This is a genomic window from Salipiger mucosus DSM 16094, from assembly GCF_000442255.1.
GTDB lineage: Bacteria > Pseudomonadota > Alphaproteobacteria > Rhodobacterales > Rhodobacteraceae > Salipiger > Salipiger mucosus.
Genome location: NZ_KE557273.1, coordinates 75683 through 93252, shown reverse-complemented (window position 1 = coordinate 93252; position 17570 = coordinate 75683). Strand labels below are relative to the sequence as shown.

Below are 17570 nucleotides of genomic sequence, written 5' to 3'. Positions count from 1 at the left end.
TTCGCGCGTAATCGTTTCCTATCTAGTCGCTCCGGCCCGCCAATGCCAGAGGGTTCCCCGGGAACGCCCGCGCCCGCCGCGGCGTTGCTCAAGGTGGCGCCGGGGTGGCGCCAGGACAGGACACGACAAGAGCCGAGGGACAATGGATACGCTGAACGACTTGCTGAACATGGACATCTACCAGGGCACCTCGCTGTCCGACATCCTGACACTGGAATTCCTCGCGCAGGTGCTGGGCAACGTGGTGGCGGGCCTGCTGATCCTGATCGTGGGCTTCATCATCGCCGGATGGATCAAGCGGCGCATCGTCGGCATCGCCAAGGGCAACCGGCGGCTGGACGACACGCTCTTCACCTTCCTCGGCAACATCGCGCGCTACACCGTGCTGGTGTTCGCCACGCTCTTCGTGCTCAACACCTTCGGCGTCGAGACGACCTCGATCATCGCCGCGCTGGGTGCCGCCGGTCTCGCCATCGGGCTCGCGCTGCAGGGCACGCTGTCGAACGTGGCGGCGGGCGTGATGATCATCATCTTCCGCCCGATCAAGCTGGGCGATTTCATCGAGGTCGCGGGCGAGATGGGCACCGTCAAGGACATCACGCTCAACACCACCGAGCTTGCCAGCCTCAGCAACGTGCAGGTCATCGTGCCCAACAGCGAGGTCTGGGGCAACGTGATCGAGAACTACTCGGTCTACCCCACGCGGCGGGCGGAATGGACCTTCGGCGTGGGCTACGGCGCCAACCTCAAGGAGGCCGAGACGGTGATCCGCGAGACGATCATGGCCGACCCGCGCTCGAAGTCCGATCCCGAGCCCTTCTTCCAGGTCAACGGGCTGAACGACAGCTCGGTCGATTTCCTGGCGCGGGTCTGGGTCGATGCCGACGATTACTTCCAGTACCAGGCGGACATGAAGCGCGCCGTGAAGGAGGCGCTGGACGCCAAGGGTGTGCCGATCCCCTTTCCCACGCGGACGCTGCACGTGGAAAGCGACGCGCGCGACGCGGGCTGAGCTTTTCCATCTCGGGGGGTGAGGCCGCTTCGCGGCCTGACGGGGGCTCTGCCCCCGCGCCGCGGCAGGGCCGCGGCTCCTCCGGGATATTTTCAGCCAGAAGAAGCCCGCTGCGTGTCCGTGAAGGGGAGCGCGCCGCCGAGGCCCACACCCTCCGGGGAGATCGCGCAGTCGAAGGCCAGCACCTCCACGCCCGCCTCGCGCGCGGCGGCGAAGGCCGCGGCATAGGCCGGGTCAAGGTCGGCGGCAAGCGTCACCTCGGCGCAGTCGGTGCGCTGCACGAGGTAGAGCATCACCGCGCGGTGGCCGGCCCGGGCCATTGCGGAAAGCTCGGCGAGGTGCTTTGCGCCGCGGGCCGTCACGCTGTCGGGAAACTCCGCCAGCCCGGGCCGGCGCGAGAGGGTCACGGACTTGACCTCGACGTAGGCATCGGGGCGCCCCTCGCTCTCGAGCAGGAAGTCGATGCGGCTCTTCTCGCCGTATCTCACCTCGGGCCGGACCGCCGCGTAGCCTTCGAGCCCCGCCACCTGCCCGGCCTCGAGCGCCGCGCGCAGCATGCGGTTGGGCACGCCGGTGTCGACGCCGGTGAAGGCACCGTCCTCGTGCTCGACCAGCCGCCAGGCGAACTTGAGCTTGCGCTTCGGGTCGTCGTTGGGCTCGAGCCAGATGCGCAGGCCGGGGTCCTTCAGGCCCAGCATGCTGCCCGGGTTGGCGACATGCGCGGTCACCTCGCGCCCGTTTTCGAGGCGCGCGTCGGCGAGGAAGCGTTTGTAGCGCCGCAGCAGCACGGCCGGCACCAGGGGGGTTTGAAAGCGCATGGGCGCCGCCTATACCATGGCGAGACGCCCGCACAAGGAGAGGCCGCCCCATGTCGAACCCCACCGCCGCGATGCTCGTCATCGGTGACGAGATCCTGTCGGGGCGCACCCGCGACAGCAACATGAACCACCTCGCCAATGAGCTGACCAAGCACGGCATCGACCTGTGCGAGGCGCGGCTCGTGGCCGACGACCGCGCCGCCATCGTGACGGCGCTGAAGGCGCTGAGCGCGGCCTATGACCACGTCTTCACCTCGGGCGGCATCGGGCCGACGCATGACGACATCACCGCCGACGCCGTGGCCGAGGCCTTCGGCGTGAGCATCGACGTGCGGGACGACGCGCGGGCCATCCTCGCCGCGCATTACGAGCGGCAGGGGAGCGAGTTCAACGCCGCACGCATGCGCATGGCGCGCATCCCCGAGGGCGCCACGCTGATCGAGAACCCGGTCTCGGCCGCGCCGGGCTTCCGTATCGGAAACGTGCACGTCATGGCCGGCGTGCCCACGGTCTTCGAGGCCATGGTGGCCAGCGTCATCCCCACGCTCACCGGCGGCGCGCCGCTGCTCTCGCAGAGCCTGCGGGTGGAGCGCGGCGAGGGCGAGATCGCCGGACCGCTGGGCGAGTTGGCAGAGGCCTTTCCGGCGCTCTCGATCGGCTCCTACCCGTTCCAGCGCGACGGGATCTACGGCGCCAACATCGTGATCCGGGGCGCCGACGGCGCACAGGTGGACGCCGCGATGACCCGGCTCTGCGCCATTTTCGGGAAATGACCCCGGAGCTGCCCCGGCTGCTCGAGGCCGTCGATGCCACCTGGCCAGCCGCGCGCAGCCTGCGGGCCGGTCCCTGGCGGCTGCGCGAGGGCGCGGGCGGCGGCAAGCGCGTCTCCTGCACCACCGCCGAGGGCGACTGGACGCCCGACGGCCTGCAGGCGGCCGAACAGGCGCAGGCGCTGCTGGGGCAGGATCCGCTCTTCATGATCCGCGAGGGCGACGAGGCCCTCGACGCGGCGCTGGCACGGCGCAGCTACGAGGTGATCGACCCGGTGACGCTCTGGCTGAGCCCTCTGGCGCCGCTGGTGACGGAGCCGATCCCGCGGATCACGGCCTTCGCCGTGTCCGAACCGCTGGCGGTGATGCGCGAGATCTGGGAGGAGGCCGGGATCGGCGCCGCCCGCCAGCGCATCATGGAACGCCCCAAGGGGCCCCGGACCACCATCCTCGGACGCACCGCCGACCGCGCCGCGGGCACCGCCTTCTGCGCCGTCGACGGCGAGATCGCCATGGTCCACGCGCTGGAGATCGTGGCGCCCTGCCGCGGGCGGGGCCTCGGCAAGTGGATGATGCGCCAGGCCGCCGTCTGGGCCGAAACGCAGGGCGCGCACTGGATGTCGGTGCTCTGCCTGACGGACAACGCGGCGGCAATGGGGCTCTACCGGTCGCTTGGGTTTTCGCGCGCCGGGCGGTATCACTACCGCAGGAGGAGCGAGACGTGACATGACCAAAGAGCTGCCCACCGCGCTGGATCTGCCGATGGTGGATCCCCTGCCGCCCGAGACGCAGAAATACTTCGACATCTGCCAGGACAAGCTTGGCATCGTGCCCAACGTGCTGAAGGCGCATGCCTTCGACATCGACAAGCTCAACGCCTTCACCGCACTCTACAACGAACTGATGCTGGCCGACTCGGGCCTGACCAAGCTCGAGCGCGAGATGATCGCCGTGGTCGTCTCGTCGGTGAACAAGTGCTTCTACTGCCTGACCGCGCACGGCGCCGCCGTGCGGCAGCTCTCGGGCGACCCGAAGCTGGGCGAGATGCTGGTGATGAACTGGCGCGTGGCCGACCTCGACGCGCGGCAGCACGCCATGCTGGCCTTTGCCGAGAAGGTGACCAAGGCCAGCGCCACCGTGGTCGAGGCCGACCGCGAGGCACTGCGCGAGGCCGGGCTTTTCCGACCGCGACAGTCCTGGGACATCCGCCAACGTGGCGGGATTCTTCAACATGACCAACCGCGTGGCCTCGGCCACCGACATGCGGCCGAATGACGACTACCACGCGGCAGGCGCGCTAGGCGCGCGCCGCTTCTTGTCGTGCTGCTCTGGGCGACGCCGCTGCCGGCGCTCGACCTGTCGCTGCCCGAGGGCGCGCGACTGACAGCCGAGTCGGTGACCGACCCGGACAGCTACGCGATGCCGACCGGCCCCTGGCGCGTGGATGCCGGTATCCCGACCCGCGCGGTCGAGGGGCGCATCCTGCGGCAGGCCTGGCGGATCGAGGCCACCGGGCTCACGCCGCTGCAGATCCTTGGCCCCCTTCGCGAGCAGGTGACCGAGGCCGGCTGGGAGGTGCTGCTCGACTGCGCCGACCAGGCCTGCGGGGGCTTCGACTTCCGCTTCGGAACCGAGGTCATGCAGGCCCCCGAGATGTACGTCGACCTGACCGACTACCGCTTCCTCTCGGCACAGGGACCGGACGGCGCCTATATCTCGCTGCTGGTCAGCCGCAGCGAGACGGCGGGCCATGTGCAGGTGATCCGCGCCGGTGGCACCGAGGCCGAGGAGGCGGAGGTCGAGGCCGACGCGCCTCCGGTCGAATCCCCGCCCACGGGCGACCTCGCGCGCAGACTCGAGGCGGAGGGGCACGTGGTGCTGACCGATCTGACCTTCTCCTCCGGCTCCGCTGCCCTGGCCGAGGACGCCATCGGCTCGCTCGACGCGCTGGCCGACTACCTCGGGGCCAACCCGGAGCGACGCATCGTCTTCGTGGGGCACACCGACGCGGTGGGCTCGCTCGAGGCCAACCGCGCGCTCTCGCGCGAGCGGGCGGCGGCGGCGGTCGCCTACCTGCGCGAGCGCGGCGTGCCCGACGGGCAGATCGACGCCGAGGGCGTGGGATATCTCGCGCCCGAGGCCACGAACCTCACCGAGGAGGGCCGCGAGGCCAACCGGCGCGTCGAGGCCGTTCTGATCGACGGCGAGTGAGCCGCGCGGCTCAGCCGCCGTGCCCGATGTCATCGAGGTAGATGCGCACCGCTTCCTGCACGTGGCGAAAGCGGTCGCCGCCCAGGTGCTTGCCGCCGAACCAGCGCGTGACCACGATCAGGTGGTCGGTCAGCCCCTCGCGCTCCAGCATCCGCAGGATCACCATGCCCGCGCCGGATTCGCCGTCGTCGTTCTTGACCGGGCCGTCGGCGGTCAGCAGGCCCCAGGTGTTGTGCGTGGCCTTGGCGAACTTCTTGCGCCGCACCAGTTCCTTGAGCAGCACCTTGGCCTCGGCCTCGGAATGGCAGGGCGCGCCCGAGACCGCGTATTTCGAGCCGCGGTCGCTGATGACGTTCTCGAGAATGCGCATGGCGGCCGGTCTACCCGGCCCGCCGCGCCGGGGCAATCACTCCCGCCCGCCGCTCCGCGGCAATCACTCCCGCTTGTCGAGCCGCGCCTCGATCGCCTCGAGCTTGCGCATGACCTCGACGCGGTAGTCCTCGGTCGCGGCGTTGCTTTCCTCCGCGTGGGCGTCCTGCATCGAGTTCACGATGAGGCCCACGACGAGGTTCACCACCGCGAAGGTGGTGACGAGGATGAAGGGCACGAAGAAGAGCCAGGCCTCGGGGTGCTGCTCCATCACCGGGCGGACGATGCCCATGGACCAGCTTTCCAGCGTCATGATCTGGAACAGCGAATAGGCCGAGGCGCCCAGCGTGCCGAACCATTCGGGGAAGCTGTCCGAGTAGAGCTTCGTCGCGATCACCGACGAGATGTAGAAGATCACCCCCATCAGCAGGAAGACCGAGGCCATGCCCGGCAGCGCCGACACGAAGCCCTCGACGACCCGGCGCAGCGTCGGCGCGACCGAGATCACGCGCAGCAGTCGCAGGATGCGCAAGGCCCGCAGCACCGACAGCCCCTGCCCCGCCGGGACCAGCGCGATGCCGACGATGACGAAGTCGAAGATGTTCCACCCCGAGCGGAAGAACCCCGGCCCGCGTGCGATCAGCTTGGCGCCGATCTCGGCCACGAAGATGGCGAGGCAGATGGTATCGAGCGCCACGATCAGCGGGCCCGCGACCGCCATCGCGCGGTCCGAGGTCTCGAGCCCGAGGATCGCGGCGTTGAACAGGATCACGCCCATGATGGTGTATCGGGTCGTGGGGTGATCGACGACGCGGCCGAGGCGCTGGCGAAAGGACATGGGATCTCCGGTCTGCTCTTTCGCTTTCTATGTGGTCGCCGGGAGAGGTCTTCAAGGGGTGCGCGGCGCCACGGGCCGCGGGCAGGTCACTTCCGGCGGTCCGGCGCCTCGTTCCGCGCGCCGGAGAGGCGAAACCAGCGGAACACCAGCATCAGGGCCAGGGTCGTGATGACCAGCCCGATCACGTCCCCGACGGCGTAGAACGTCAGCACCGCGGAGAAATGCCCGGTCAGGATCTGACCGGAGAAGACGATCGACTGGCCCACCGAGTTGATCAGCGAGGCGATCACGCCCACCAGCAGCAGCCGCGTCCAGTGCACGCGAAAGTGCCGGCCCGCGTAGAGATCCTGCCCGATGTATTTCATGGCCTCGAAGGCCACCACGGCGCAGAGCGCGCCAACCCCGATCGAGACCGCCAGCACCAGCGCCCCGGGATGTCCGGGGTCGTGTGCGGTGAACAGCACCTCCGACAGCGTCCCGCCGATGTAGAGCGGCACAAAGGCCCGCGGCCCCGCCAGCCAGACCGCCAGCACCCTGACCCCGTGCGGCAGGTAGAGCAGGCTCGCGAAGGTGGTGATCTCGGGCAGGACGCGCGATTGCAGCGGCGTGATGAGCACCGCCGTCAAACCGTGGGCCAGCACGTAGGCGGCCGCGACGATGATGATGGTCCTGAAATAGTTCACTTGGACAAGTCCGGGTGTTCCGGGCGTGGCGCCGGTCGGTCCGCGGCCCCGGCCGCGCGCGACGATGTCACGTTACCGGTCCGACAGGTCAACGCCGACAAGATCGCTGCGCACGACGTAGGCGCGCGCCTTGCTGTCGCCGGCGCGCTCCAGCAGCCCTGCGCTCAGCAGCCTGCGAATCGCACGGTAGAGCGTGGCCTGCGCCACGTATTGCAGCAGCGCATGCCCGCGAATCTGCTCGGACCGGATCACGTCGCCCGGCTTCTCGCAAAGACTGTGCGCCGCGAGCAGGACATCCCGCTCGACCCGCGTGAGGTCCTCGAATCCCACGTCGCGCTCGAGTTGCCGGAGCATCTCGCGGAGTTCGAAAATCGAATTGAGCTTGTCCATGAAGGAGTATTCCAGTCTGCCCACGGCGGCGTCGAGGCCCTCTGCGTCAACGTGCCGCCGGAAGCGGTCCCACGGAGCGCATTATCACAATGATAATTTCTTGGCCTCCAAGAATCTCCGTGGTACCGTCCCCAAGGCACTGTATCCGTGAGTGGTGGAGTTGCCTTAGTATTTGATAATGGTTCAGCCTTGGCGACTTCGGTTGCCGAGGCTTTTTTCGACATTAGGCCGTCGAAATACATTTTGCCAGCATCTTGTGCAGTCTCGGCAACCTCCCGCCCTTCCAGTGCCGTTCGAAAACGGAAACCCGCCTGCCACCGAGGCACCCGGCGCAAAAAAAGCGCCCCGAGGACCCGGGGCGCCAAGTGTGCCTTATCGGCGAGGGACGTGTGGTTACCAGTCCTGCGGTCCGCGTTCGGCGAAGGCATGGACGAGGAAATCTATGAAGGCGCGCACCTTGGGCTGGGTGAAGCGGCCCGGCGGGTAGACGGCGTAGATGCCCTGCGTCTCGACCGGAAGATCCGGGATGGCATCCTCGACCAGGCCCTGCTTCATGGCATCGGCATAGAGGTAGGACGGCAGATAGGCGATCCCCAGTCCGGCAATACAGGCATTGAGCAGTGACTGCCCGTCGTTCACCGAGAGCCAGCCGGCGGTGCGCACCTGCCGCTTTTCGCCCGAGGGGGCGGTCACCTTCCAGACGTTGCCCGAGGACTGGTTGGAGTAGTGCAGCAGCTTGTGTTCGTTCAGATCGTCGATTCGAGCGGGCCGGCCGAACTTCTCGAAGTAGGAGGGCGCGGCGATCATGCGCTTGGTCGTGTCGGTCAGCTTGCGGGCGCGCAGCGTGCTGTCCTCGAGCTCGCCGATGCGCACGGCCATGTCGAAGCCCTCGCTGATCAGCTCGACGTAGCGGTTGTTCAGGACCATGTTGACGGTGATGTCGGGAAACTCGGCCAGGAACTCGCCCAGCACGGGCGAGAGATGATTGACCCCGAAATCCGTGGCGACCGAGATCCGCAGCAGCCCCGAGGGCGCGGACTGCATCGAGGTCACCAGCGCGTCGGCCTCTCCGGCATCGTTCAGCACCCGCCGCGCGCGGTCGTAGTAGGCCAGCCCGATCTCGGTCGGCGAGACCCGCCGCGTGGTGCGGTTCAGCAGGCGCGCGCCGAGGCGCGCCTCGAGGGACGAGACATGCTTGGACACGGCGGACTTCGAGATGCCCATCTTCTTCGCCGCGTCGGTGAACCCGCCCTGGTCCACGACGGTTGCAAAGGCCTCCATTTCCGTCAGACGATCCATCCCGATCCCTCGTTACCTGTTTCAAACTCGTATGCCCGGAGATTGGGGCAGGACTTGGACCCCCGCAGGACAATTGCGGGGAGTTGCGCAAAGCTGTCCACCGCGCCGAAACAGCCCCGACGCAGAACGGCCCGCCCCGAACGCGGGGCGGGCCGCTGGTTTCAGCTTGTCGCCGGAAGTATCAGGCGGCTTTCTGGTTGTGGCGGCCTTCCTCGACCTCTTCCACGATCTTGGCGACGAAGTCCTTCAGATCGTTCGGGTTGCGGCTGGTGACGATGCCACTGTCGGCGACGACCGGCGCGTCCATCACGCGCGCACCGGCGTTGTCGAGGTCGGTGCGGATCGACGGATACGCGGTCATCTCGCGGCCCGCCACGATGTCGGCCTCAATCAGCACCCAAGGGCCGTGGCAGATGGCGGCGATGACCTTGCCTTCCTTGGCAAAGGCACGGACGAGCGCGGTCACGCTGGCCTCGACGCGCAACAGGTCGGGGTTGATCTGGCCGCCCGGCACGACGATCGCGTCATACTGGTTGGGGTCGGCATCCTCGATCTTGAGATCGGCCTCGACCTCGCGGCCCCAGTCGCTGCCTTCCCAGCCCTTGATCGCCTTGCCGTCGAGCGAGGCAACATGGACCTCGGCGCCCTTCACGCGCAGCTGGTCGCGGGGGAATTCCAGTTCCGACTGCTCGAAGCCGTGCGTGGCGATGACGAGAACCTTGGCGTCTTCGATGCGGGGCATGGGAGCCTCCTTTCCTTGTCCGTATCCGGTGTCGGGAAAGGAAACGCTGCGGCCCGGGGCTGGTTCCGGCGCGCTCAGGCGCCGCCGGCCACGTTTCGCTTGTGCACCCCCAGCGCCACCGGTGCGTAGTTCTGCCGCCCGGCTTCGGAAAAGATGTGTCGCTGGATCTTGGCGAAGGCGCCGAGGTATTCGGCATAGCTCGTCACGTCGACGGCGCGCGGCACCGGCAGCAGCTCGCCCAGCGGCGCGCCGAAGCCGCGCACGCTGATCTCCATCTCGGCCCGCGAGGCGCGCAGCTGCGCCTCGGCCGCGATGTTGGGGATGGTCACCTGCACGTCCGCCGAGAAACTCGAGGCGACGACATGCACCCGCGCGGCGACCCCCATCTCGATCTCCTCGCCGTCGTGCTCGACCACGGCGAATGTCTTGGCCTCCTGGATCACGCCCACCTGCTGCGCCTTGGCGTCGGCCTTGAAGAGCGATGAGAAGAACGAGGTCTTGCCGGACTGGTCGCGGGTATAGGCCACGGTGCTCACCATGTGCTGGTTCAGCACCAGCGCCGCCTCCGGATCGCCCAGCGCGCCCGGCATCCCCTCCTCGATCCCGGCAAAGCCCTCGGGCGCCCCGGCCGGGGCCAGCTGCCGCAGTCCCGCGCGGGTGATCTCGCTGAGCCGCGGGTCGTTGTCGAGGATCGGCTCGTACCGCGAGGGAATCGAGGCCTTTGGGCCCGCGTCGTCGGTCATCTCAATGCTCCGTGGAAATGGCTGCACGCAATGCGCGAAGCCTACCACGACGCCTCACCCCGCCAAAGCGGAAGATGCTCAGAGCGCCGCCGCCAGCCGCGTGCCCTGGTCGATGGCCCGCTTGGCGTCGAGCTCGGCCGCCACGTCGGCGCCGCCGATGACATGGCAGGGGACGCCCGCCTCGGCCAGCGCATCGGCAAGCCCTCGCGCGCTCTCCTGCCCGGCGCAGAGCACCACGGTGTCGCAGGCAACCACCTCGGGGCCATCGCCGGTCGACAGGTGCAGCCCGGCGTCGTCGATCCCCTCGTAGGTCACGCCGGTGCGCATCTCGACACCCTTCATCTTCAGCGCGGCACGGTGGATCCAGCCCGTCGTCTTGCCCAGCCGCTTGCCGGGCTTCTCGGCCTTGCGCTGCAGCAGTACCACCTCGCGGGCAGGCGGCGCCGGGCGCGGCCCCTCGGGGGCCAGCCCCGCGCGTGCCTCGGCCGGGTCCGCAACGCCCCACTCGCGCCTCCACCCGGCCAGGTCCAGCGTCGGGCTCTCCCCCTCGTGCACGAGGAACTCGGCCACGTCGAAGCCGATGCCCCCGGCCCCCACGATGGCCACGCGCCGGCCCACCTCGGCCCCGCCGCGCAGCACGTCGATGTAGCTCAGCACGTTCGGCCGGTCCTGCCCCGGGATGCCCGGATCGCGCGGCACCACCCCGGTGGCGATCACCACCTCGTCGAAGCCGCGCAGCGCCGCGACATCCGCCGCCACGCCAAGGCGCAGCGTGACGCCGGTCTCCTCCAGCATGGCGCGGAACCAGTCGACCAGCCCGTCGAACTCCTCCTTGCCGGGGATCACCCTCGCCATGTTGAGCTGCCCGCCGATCTCCCCGGCCCGGTCGAAGAGCGTCACCGCGTGCCCCCGCTGCGCCGCGGTGATCGCCGCCGAGAGGCCCGCCGGCCCCGCGCCGACCACTGCCACGCGCTTCGGCGCCCCGGCCGGCGAAATCACCAGCTCGGTCTCATGCGCCGCCCGCGGGTTCACCAGGCAGGTCGAGACCTTGCCCTCGAAGGTATGATCCAGGCAGGCCTGGTTGCAGGCGATGCAGGGCGCGATCAGATCGGCCCGCCCGTCCCGCGCCTTGGCCACGAAGGCCTCGTCCGCCAGGAAGGGCCGCGCGAGGCTCACCATGTCGGCGCAGCCCTCCGCCAGCAGGCCCTCGGCCACCTCGGGCGTGTTGATCCGGTTCGAGGCGATGACAGGGATGCCCACCTTGCCCATGAGCTCCTTCGTCACCCAGGCCCAGCCCCCGCGCGGCACCGAGGTCGCGATGGTGGGCACCCGCGCCTCGTGCCAGCCCACGCCGGTGTTGAGGATATCCGCCCCCTCGGCCTCGACCGCGCGCGCCAGCTGCACCACCTCCTCGTGGGTCGAGCCCCCGGGCACGAGGTCGATCATCGACAGCCGGAAGATCACGATGAAATCCGCCCCCACGGCGGCGCGCACCCGGCGCATGACCTCGACCGGCAGGCGCATCCGGTTCTCGTAGCTCCCGCCCCAGCGGTCCTCGCGCCGGTTGGTCCGCGCCGCCAGGAACTGGTTCAGCAGGTAGCCCTCCGAGCCCATGATCTCGACCCCGTCGTAGCCCGCCTCGCGCGCCCGCGCGGCCGAGGTGGCGATGTCGGCGATCTGCGTCTCGATCCCAGCCTCGTCCAGCTCGTTGGGCACGAAGGGCGAGATCGGCGACTTCACCGCCGAGGGCGCCACGCAGTCCGGCCCGTAGGCATAGCGCCCCGCGTGCAGCACCTGCATGGCGATCCGCCCGCCCTCGGCGTGTACCCGGTCGGTCACCCGGCGATGGTTCGCGATGTCCTCCTCCGTGAAGAGCCCCGCCGCGCCGGGAAAGACCCCGCCCTCGCGGTTGGGCGCCATGCCCCCGGTCACCATCAGCCCGACGCCGCCCCGCGCCCGCGCGCCGTAGAAGGCCGCGACGCGGTCCCAGTCGCCGCGTTCCTCGAGGTTGGTGTGCATCGATCCCATCAGCACCCGGTTGGGCAGCGTCACGTGCCCCAGGTCCAGCGGGCGAAAGAGATGCGGATAATCACTCATGGCGGGCCTCCCTGCGCGCGATCCCACACGATCCGCGCGCCGCTGTCACCGCGCAACGTGGCGTCAGAGCCACCGGCCCGCTTCATCTTTCTCCAAATACGCAAGGGCGGCAGAGGCCCGCCTCCGGCGGCAGCGCCTCAGCGCGCATCCGGCAGCCGGCGCGCCACGATGAAGCGGCCGGGCAGGCGCGGCGGGTAGTCCCCGGTTTCGAGGATCTCGAACCCCGCCTCGCGCACCGCCGCCTCCAGCCCCTTCACGGAAAGGAACTGCAGCCTCGGCGCCTTGCCCGCCATCCGCATCGCGGCGACCACGGGTCTCAGCCACCACTTGGCCGCAAGGCAGGGCGTCTTCGAGATGAAGAGCCCGCGCTCGGGCAGCACCGCCCGCACTGCGCGCAGCGTGCCCGACCGGTCCTCCAGCAGGTGCAGCAGGTTGAAGGCCCGCACGACGTCGAACCGCCCGGTCAGCGCCTCGTCGACCCCGGCCTGCCGGAAGGTCAGGTTGGCGGGCCCCGCCTTGCCCTGCGCGATGCGGATCATCTCGCCCGAGACGTCGGTCGCCGTGATCCTCCCGGCGGCCTCCGCCAGCGCGATCGCCGTGCTGCCGGTCCCGCAGCCCAGCTCGAGCACCTCCATCTCCGGCCCCAGCCAGTGCCGCACGCGCGCCAAGGTCGCCTCGTAGGCCGCGCTGTCGCCCACCGGCCGCGCCGCGTAGCGCTCGGCGACCCTGTCCCAGAAGGCCGCGCTCACGTCGGGGGCGGTCCATGGGCGTTGGTCCCGGGATCGGAAGGCCGCGTCAGCCACCAGATCATCAGCACCAGCAACACGATCTGCGCGATGCCGATGGCAGCAAGGCCGGCCATGCCCACTGCCATACCGGCCCCGGGCGAGCCGCCCTCGACCGCGACGGCCGTGGCCATGCCGAAGGTCACGACCAGCATCAGCCCCAGCGAGACGAGGAAGGGCAAAAGGTAATACCAGCCCGGCCGCCCACTGTCGTGCATGCGGCGAAACCCCACCGCCATGGTCGGCAGCAGCACCCCCAGGTTGAAGAGACCCGACAGCACCTGCCGCGCCTCACCGGTCTCCGCCGCCACGCCGAAGAGCGCGGCGTCCACCAGCGACAGCACGAGGCTACCCGCGAAGATGAACAGCGCCCACCACCAGAAATCCGGGCGCGACGCCCGGCCCGAAAAGGTCACGTAGTTCCGGAACCCCGCCTTCACGGCATCGACGAACCCCATGGCGCCGCTCCTACCCGATATCGTCCTGCACGCAGGCCATCTCGGGCCCCGCGCCCACCTGCATCACCGCCTCATCGCCCCTGGTCCAGAACAGGACATGCCCGAGGTAGCCGCCCTCCGCCTCGTACCGCGCGCCCGAGGCCGCCGGCACCTGTGGCAGCGCCGCCGCGTCGGAGTTCCAGCGCAGCACCGCCATGGGCGCCATCGTGTTCACGAAGGTCGCGCTCACCGCCGCGTCCAGCCCCTCGCAGACATAGGCAAAGGGGCCGACCGACGCGCCCTCCTCCGCGCGCGCATCGGCATAGCCGGTGCGCAGCGCGTCGATGCGGAAGGCATATTCGCGGGCGACGCAGGCCGCTTCGCTGTCCTCTGCCTTCCAGCAGTCGTCGCGGCCCTTGATCCAGCCGCGCTGCATGGCCTTGAGCTCGTTCAGCCGGTCGGCGCTGATGTTTGGTCCCTCGGCCGCCAGCTTGTAGAGCCGCGCCAGTTCGAGATCCATCGAGGCCAGCGCGTCCGAGGCGCAGACGGCCTTCTCGCCGCCGCTCTCGGCTTTCGAACAATCGAATGAGGGGTCCAGCGCGGCGGCGGGGGTGGCGGCCAGAACGAGGGCCGCAAAAATGCGAAACGTCATTTGTCGAAAATCTCCGGGCGTCGAAATGCCCCGCGAGCATAGCATCGGCCCCGCGAGAGCCGGAACAAAAAAAGCGCACCCCGAGCCGGGATGCGCCCTTCTCTTCGACGAGGAGAGATCCTCACTCCGCCGCGGCGCGCCGCGGCAGCACCCAGTCCGGGCGCGGGAAGTGGCAGGTATAGCCGTTGGGGAATCGCTCGAGGTAATCCTGGTGCTCGGGCTCGGCCTCCCAGAAATCGCCCACGGGCTCCACCTCGGTCACCACGCGGCCGGGCCAGAGGCCGCTCGCCTCGACGTCCTTGATGGTGTCGAGGGCCACCTGCCGCTGGTCCTCATCGACGTAGTAGATCGCCGAACGGTAGCTCATGCCCACGTCGTTGCCCTGCCGGTTCAACGTCGTCGGGTCGTGGATCTGGAAGAAGACCTCCAGCAGCTGCCGGAAGCTGATGCGCTCGGGATCGTAGAAGATCTCGATCCCCTCGGCGTGGGTGCCGTGATTGCGATAGGTCGCGTTCGGCACGTCGCCCCCGGTATAGCCCACGCGGGTCTTCGACACGCCGGGCAGCTTGCGGATCAGGTCCTGCATTCCCCAGAAGCAGCCCCCGGCGAGTACGGCACGTTGGTCTGTCATGACAGTTCCTCCACCTGGTCGAGATAGTCTCCGTAGCCCTCGGCCTCCATCTCGTCGCGATGCACGAAGCGCAGCGAGGCCGAGTTGATGCAGTAGCGCAGCCCGCCCCGGTCCGCCGGCCCGTCCGGGAAAACGTGCCCGAGATGGCTGTCGCCGTTGGTGCTGCGCACTTCGGTGCGGATCATGCCGTGGCTGGTGTCGCGCAGCTCGTTCACGTAGGCGGGCTCGATCGGCTTGGTGAAGCTCGGCCAGCCGCAGCCGCTTTCGTACTTGTCCGACGAGGCAAAGAGCGGCTCGCCCGAAACGAGGTCGACGTAGATGCCCGGCTCGTGGTTGTCGAGATACTTGCCCGTGCCGGGGCGTTCGGTCCCGTTCTGCTGCGTCACGCGGTACTGCTCGGGGTCGAGCTGCGCGAGCGCGTCGGGGTCGCGTTGGTACTTGGCCATGGGTCCCTCCGGATCGGCTTTCCCCGAACATGGGGCCGGGATACCTCTTTTGCAAAGCCCCTTTCACCGCGCCGTCATCGCCGGCGGCGGCCCCTCACAGGGTCCGAAAACCGGCGAAGCGCCGCCATGCCTGCGCCCGGGGCGGCAAAACCCTGCCAATCGCGGCCGATCGCGCGCCCGCGCGGAACGCATCGGCGGTCACGGCCATTTGACAGATGACCCCGGACGCCGCATCGCTGGCATCGCCCACACCACAGTCCAAGGAGCACCCTCGAATGACCCTTCGTCCGACCGGCCCGGCTCTCGCCGCCCTTCTCGCCATGCTCACCCCGGGCGCGGCGCTCGCGCAGGACACCATCAACGCCGAGGAGCGCGTCCCCTCCGGCGCCACGATGGTGATCGAAACCAACGAGCCGCCCGAGACCATGGACGATCTGCTCGCCGAACTCGACGGCAGCGGCGTTGCGATCCCCACCGGCGACATCCCCGAAGACGCCACCGTCGAGACCATGTCGCTGGACGCGATCGAAGGCGCCGGAGAGGGCAGCCTGCAAGTCCTCGACACCGCGCTCGCCGATGCCCGCACGCAGCTCGACATGCTCGGAACCCGCATCAGGGGCGACGAGGTGCTGACCGGCGCGCTCGAGGGCAGCGACGCCACGGCCGAGGACGTGATCGGCGTCTACAAATCCGAGGACGGCGTCATCACCCTGCTGATCGACACCCGCGACTGACACCGCGGCGCGTCCGTTCAGCCCAACCGCGCCACCGCCCAGCGCGCCGCGTCGGCCACCGCGGGGTCCGGATCCTCGCAGTGCGCCTGCGCGGCGGCCCGCAGCCGGCCCTCGCCGGAATTGCCGATGGCGTAAAGCACGTTGCGCAGGAACCGGTCGCGGCCGATCCGCTTGATCGGACTGCCCGAGAACCGCGCCCGGAACCCCGCGTCGTCCAGCTGCGCAAGCTCCTCCAGCGGCGGGTCCACGAGGTCCGGCCGTGCGTGGTACTTCGCCTCCGAGGCCTCGCGCGCGAACTTGTTCCAGGGGCAGACCGCCAGGCAGTCGTCGCAGCCGTAGATCCGGTTGCCCAGCTTGCCGCGCAGCTCCTCGTCCACCGGGCCGCGATGCTCGATCGTCAGGTAGGAGATGCAGCGCCGCGCATCCAGCCGGTAGGGCGCGGGAAAGGCATCGGTCGGACAGACCTCGAGGCAGGCCCGGCAGGACCCGCAATGGTCCGCCTCCGCCCCGTCGACCGGCAGTTCCAGCGTCGTGAAGATGCAGCCCAGGAAGAACCAGGACCCCAGTTCGCGGCTCACCAGGTTGGTGTGCTTGCCCTGCCAGCCCAGCCCCGCGGCCTCGCCCAGCGGCTTCTCCATCACCGGCGCGGTGTCGACGAAGACCTTGATCTCGGGCGCGCCGCCCGCCGCCTCGATCAGCCAGCGCCCCAGCCGCTTCAGCCGCTTCTTGACGACGTCGTGGTAATCGCGGTTCTGCGCGTAGACCGAGATCGCCGCCCGCTCGCGGCGCTCCAGCACCTCCAGCGGATCGTGGCCGGGCCCGTAGTTCTCGGCCAGCATGATGACCGACCGCGCCTCGGGCCAGAGCGCCGTCGGATCGCCCCGCCACTGCGCGCGGTCCGCCATCCAGCCCATCTGCCCGTGCTGCCCCGCCTCGAGGAAGCTCCGCAGCCGCTCCGCCACCTGCGGCACGTCGCCGGGCCGGCAGACCCGGCAGGCCGAGAACCCCACGGCCCCCGCCTCGGCCACCAGCCTGTCCTTCAGCTCCTGCATGCGTCCCCCCGGGGCATCTTCTGGCTGCAAATATCCCGGGGTGAACCGGCCGCAGGCCGGGAGGGGCAGAGCCCCTCACCGATTTTTCGACGAAAAATCGACCCCGCTCAGAAATCCAGGTCCGCGTAGTGCGCCGGCGGCGGAAAGCCCGGCACCTGGTCCGCCAGGATGTTGCGGAAGGCCGGGCGCGACTTGATCTTGGCGTACCAGTCCTTGACCGTCTCCGAACGGTTCCAGTCCACGTCCGAGATGTAGTCCAGCGCCGACAGATGCGCCGCCGCCGCGAAATCGGCCAGCGTCATGGAATCCCCGGCAAGCCAGCGGCGGTGATCCAGCAGCCAGGCCATGTAGTCGAGGTGATACTTGATCGCCTTCGCCCCGGCCTTGACGTTCGTGGAATCCGGGAAGCCCTGCTTCATGATCTTCTTGTTCACCCGCTCGTAGAGCAGCTTCGAGGTCACCTCGTGGTGGAACTTGTCGTCGAACCAGGCCACCAGCCGCCGCATCTCGTAGCGCGCATCAGCCGAGCGCGGCATCAGCGCAGGCTCGGGATAGCTCTCCTCCAGCCATTCGCAGATCGCGGCGCTCTCGGCCATGGTCTTGCCGTCGATGCGCAGCACCGGCACCTTGGCCGCCGGGTTGCGGCGCAGGAAGTCCGCGTCCTTCTCCCAGTAGCGCTCCTCGACCAGTTCGCACTCGATCTTCTTCTCGGCGAGGCTGAGCCGCACCTTGCGGCAGAAGGGCGACAGCGGCACGTGGTAGAGCTTGGCCATGGGGCGGGACACTTCCGGGGGGTCGGGAAAATCTGCACGACTATGTGCCGCGAAACGCCGTCACATTCAACCACTGCCGCACGTGGCG

21 protein-coding genes and 1 pseudogene are annotated in these 17570 nt (G+C 69.1%); 6 read left to right on the top strand and 16 right to left on the bottom strand.

From position 1 onward, the window contains the following. Positions 1-142: 142 nt before the first annotated feature. Complete coding sequence (locus SALMUC_RS00455) at positions 143-1012, top strand: mechanosensitive ion channel family protein (protein ID WP_020040714.1); 870 nt, start codon at positions 143-145, stop codon at positions 1010-1012. Positions 1013-1104: 92 nt separating this feature from the next. On the opposite strand, the gene sfsA is transcribed toward SALMUC_RS00455, so the two are convergent. Continuing rightward, positions 1105-1830, bottom strand: a complete 726-nt coding sequence (gene sfsA / locus SALMUC_RS00450; protein WP_020040715.1) for a DNA/RNA nuclease SfsA — start codon at positions 1828-1830, stop codon at positions 1105-1107. Between the two features lie 50 nt (positions 1831-1880). On the opposite strand from sfsA, the gene SALMUC_RS00445 reads away from it, so the two are divergent. The 4 genes and pseudogenes from SALMUC_RS00445 (at position 1881) to SALMUC_RS00430 (ending at position 4811) form a co-directional block, all read left to right on the top strand. Beyond that, complete coding sequence (locus SALMUC_RS00445; protein WP_020040716.1) at positions 1881-2603, top strand: competence/damage-inducible protein A; 723 nt, start codon at positions 1881-1883, stop codon at positions 2601-2603. After that, complete coding sequence (locus SALMUC_RS00440) at positions 2600-3325, top strand: GNAT family N-acetyltransferase (protein ID WP_020040717.1); 726 nt, start codon at positions 2600-2602, stop codon at positions 3323-3325. The genes SALMUC_RS00445 and SALMUC_RS00440 overlap by 4 nt, the downstream gene beginning before the upstream one ends. A gap of 1 nt (position 3326) precedes the next feature. Continuing rightward, positions 3327-3888, top strand: a pseudogene (locus SALMUC_RS00435) (peroxidase-related enzyme); the annotation flags it as partial. Positions 3889-3920: 32 nt separating this feature from the next. Continuing rightward, on the top strand, positions 3921-4811 hold the full coding sequence (locus tag SALMUC_RS00430) for an OmpA family protein (protein ID WP_020040718.1): 891 nt from the start codon (positions 3921-3923) through the stop codon (positions 4809-4811). Positions 4812-4821: 10 nt separating this feature from the next. Here the strand turns inward: SALMUC_RS00430 and SALMUC_RS00425 are convergent, their stop codons facing one another. The 13 genes from SALMUC_RS00425 to msrB form a co-directional block, all read right to left on the bottom strand. Next, positions 4822-5181 carry a YigZ family protein gene (locus SALMUC_RS00425; RefSeq protein WP_020040719.1) on the bottom strand — a complete coding sequence of 120 codons (360 nt, stop codon included), beginning with the start codon at positions 5179-5181 and terminating at the stop codon, positions 4822-4824. A 63-nt stretch (positions 5182-5244) separates the two neighbouring features. After that, positions 5245-6018: an ion transporter gene (locus SALMUC_RS00420; RefSeq protein ID WP_020040720.1), complete on the bottom strand. Its 774-nt coding sequence runs from the start codon at positions 6016-6018 to the stop codon at positions 5245-5247. Positions 6019-6104: 86 nt separating this feature from the next. After that, positions 6105-6701, bottom strand: coding sequence for an MASE1 domain-containing protein (locus tag SALMUC_RS00415; protein ID WP_020040721.1), 597 nt, complete (start codon positions 6699-6701; stop codon positions 6105-6107). A 72-nt stretch (positions 6702-6773) separates the two neighbouring features. Beyond that, positions 6774-7091 (bottom strand): hypothetical protein, encoded by a 318-nt coding sequence (locus SALMUC_RS00410; RefSeq protein ID WP_020040722.1) that lies wholly within the window; start codon positions 7089-7091, stop codon positions 6774-6776. A gap of 393 nt (positions 7092-7484) precedes the next feature. Continuing rightward, complete coding sequence (locus SALMUC_RS00405; RefSeq protein WP_020040723.1) at positions 7485-8390, bottom strand: LysR family transcriptional regulator; 906 nt, start codon at positions 8388-8390, stop codon at positions 7485-7487. Between the two features lie 181 nt (positions 8391-8571). Further along, positions 8572-9132, bottom strand: a complete 561-nt coding sequence (locus SALMUC_RS00400) for a type 1 glutamine amidotransferase domain-containing protein (RefSeq protein ID WP_020040724.1) — start codon at positions 9130-9132, stop codon at positions 8572-8574. A 74-nt stretch (positions 9133-9206) separates the two neighbouring features. Continuing rightward, positions 9207-9875, bottom strand: coding sequence for a hypothetical protein (locus SALMUC_RS00395; RefSeq protein WP_020040725.1), 669 nt, complete (start codon positions 9873-9875; stop codon positions 9207-9209). Between the two features lie 78 nt (positions 9876-9953). Continuing rightward, positions 9954-11972, bottom strand: coding sequence for an NADPH-dependent 2,4-dienoyl-CoA reductase (locus SALMUC_RS00390; RefSeq protein ID WP_020040726.1), 2019 nt, complete (start codon positions 11970-11972; stop codon positions 9954-9956). 137 nt (positions 11973-12109) lie between these two features. Continuing rightward, positions 12110-12721, bottom strand: coding sequence for a class I SAM-dependent methyltransferase (locus SALMUC_RS00385; RefSeq protein WP_020040727.1), 612 nt, complete (start codon positions 12719-12721; stop codon positions 12110-12112). Then, entirely contained in the window at positions 12718-13215 is a 498-nt protein-coding gene (locus tag SALMUC_RS00380) for a DUF805 domain-containing protein (protein WP_020040728.1), read from the bottom strand. Before SALMUC_RS00380 ends, SALMUC_RS00385 begins: the two co-directional genes overlap by 4 nt. 10 nt (positions 13216-13225) lie before the next feature. Continuing rightward, positions 13226-13846 (bottom strand): MliC family protein, encoded by a 621-nt coding sequence (locus SALMUC_RS00375; RefSeq protein ID WP_020040729.1) that lies wholly within the window; start codon positions 13844-13846, stop codon positions 13226-13228. Between the two features lie 121 nt (positions 13847-13967). Next, entirely contained in the window at positions 13968-14477 is a 510-nt protein-coding gene (msrA, locus tag SALMUC_RS00370; protein WP_020040730.1) for a peptide-methionine (S)-S-oxide reductase MsrA, read from the bottom strand. Further along, positions 14474-14923: a peptide-methionine (R)-S-oxide reductase MsrB gene (gene msrB, locus SALMUC_RS00365; protein ID WP_020040731.1), complete on the bottom strand. Its 450-nt coding sequence runs from the start codon at positions 14921-14923 to the stop codon at positions 14474-14476. The genes msrA and msrB overlap by 4 nt, the downstream gene beginning before the upstream one ends. A 275-nt stretch (positions 14924-15198) precedes the next feature. Between msrB and SALMUC_RS00360 the strand changes: the two genes are divergently transcribed. Continuing rightward, the gene (locus tag SALMUC_RS00360) at positions 15199-15657 is read left to right on the top strand and encodes a hypothetical protein (RefSeq protein ID WP_020040732.1); all 459 of its coding nucleotides are present in this window, start codon (positions 15199-15201) and stop codon (positions 15655-15657) included. Between the two features lie 17 nt (positions 15658-15674). Here the strand turns inward: SALMUC_RS00360 and queG are convergent, their stop codons facing one another. Together queG and fzlA are read right to left on the bottom strand one after the other, a co-directional pair. Further along, positions 15675-16709 carry a tRNA epoxyqueuosine(34) reductase QueG gene (queG, locus tag SALMUC_RS00355; RefSeq protein WP_020040733.1) on the bottom strand — a complete coding sequence of 345 codons (1035 nt, stop codon included), beginning with the start codon at positions 16707-16709 and terminating at the stop codon, positions 15675-15677. 107 nt (positions 16710-16816) lie between these two features. Further along, complete coding sequence (gene fzlA, locus SALMUC_RS00350; protein ID WP_020040734.1) at positions 16817-17482, bottom strand: FtsZ-binding protein FzlA; 666 nt, start codon at positions 17480-17482, stop codon at positions 16817-16819. Between the last annotated feature and the right edge of the window lie 88 nt (positions 17483-17570).

What these genes read in the sequence shown, in the direction of transcription:
- SALMUC_RS00455 (WP_020040714.1), top strand. Translation starts at nt 143, where the DNA reads ATGGATACGCTGAACGACTTGCTGAACATGGACATCTACCAGGGCACC.
- sfsA (WP_020040715.1), bottom strand. Translation starts at nt 1,830, where the DNA reads ATGCGCTTTCAAACCCCCCTGGTGCCGGCCGTGCTGCTGCGGCGCTAC.
- SALMUC_RS00445 (WP_020040716.1), top strand. Translation starts at nt 1,881, where the DNA reads ATGTCGAACCCCACCGCCGCGATGCTCGTCATCGGTGACGAGATCCTG.
- SALMUC_RS00440 (WP_020040717.1), top strand. Translation starts at nt 2,600, where the DNA reads ATGACCCCGGAGCTGCCCCGGCTGCTCGAGGCCGTCGATGCCACCTGG.
- SALMUC_RS00425 (WP_020040719.1), bottom strand. Translation starts at nt 5,181, where the DNA reads ATGCGCATTCTCGAGAACGTCATCAGCGACCGCGGCTCGAAATACGCG.
- SALMUC_RS00420 (WP_020040720.1), bottom strand. Translation starts at nt 6,018, where the DNA reads ATGTCCTTTCGCCAGCGCCTCGGCCGCGTCGTCGATCACCCCACGACC.
- SALMUC_RS00410 (WP_020040722.1), bottom strand. Translation starts at nt 7,091, where the DNA reads ATGGACAAGCTCAATTCGATTTTCGAACTCCGCGAGATGCTCCGGCAA.
- SALMUC_RS00405 (WP_020040723.1), bottom strand. Translation starts at nt 8,390, where the DNA reads ATGGATCGTCTGACGGAAATGGAGGCCTTTGCAACCGTCGTGGACCAG.
- SALMUC_RS00400 (WP_020040724.1), bottom strand. Translation starts at nt 9,132, where the DNA reads ATGCCCCGCATCGAAGACGCCAAGGTTCTCGTCATCGCCACGCACGGC.
- SALMUC_RS00395 (WP_020040725.1), bottom strand. Translation starts at nt 9,875, where the DNA reads ATGACCGACGACGCGGGCCCAAAGGCCTCGATTCCCTCGCGGTACGAG.
- SALMUC_RS00390 (WP_020040726.1), bottom strand. Translation starts at nt 11,972, where the DNA reads ATGAGTGATTATCCGCATCTCTTTCGCCCGCTGGACCTGGGGCACGTG.
- SALMUC_RS00380 (WP_020040728.1), bottom strand. Translation starts at nt 13,215, where the DNA reads ATGGGGTTCGTCGATGCCGTGAAGGCGGGGTTCCGGAACTACGTGACC.
- SALMUC_RS00375 (WP_020040729.1), bottom strand. Translation starts at nt 13,846, where the DNA reads ATGACGTTTCGCATTTTTGCGGCCCTCGTTCTGGCCGCCACCCCCGCC.
- msrA (WP_020040730.1), bottom strand. Translation starts at nt 14,477, where the DNA reads ATGACAGACCAACGTGCCGTACTCGCCGGGGGCTGCTTCTGGGGAATG.
- msrB (WP_020040731.1), bottom strand. Translation starts at nt 14,923, where the DNA reads ATGGCCAAGTACCAACGCGACCCCGACGCGCTCGCGCAGCTCGACCCC.
- SALMUC_RS00360 (WP_020040732.1), top strand. Translation starts at nt 15,199, where the DNA reads ATGACCCTTCGTCCGACCGGCCCGGCTCTCGCCGCCCTTCTCGCCATG.
- queG (WP_020040733.1), bottom strand. Translation starts at nt 16,709, where the DNA reads ATGCAGGAGCTGAAGGACAGGCTGGTGGCCGAGGCGGGGGCCGTGGGG.
- fzlA (WP_020040734.1), bottom strand. Translation starts at nt 17,482, where the DNA reads ATGGCCAAGCTCTACCACGTGCCGCTGTCGCCCTTCTGCCGCAAGGTG.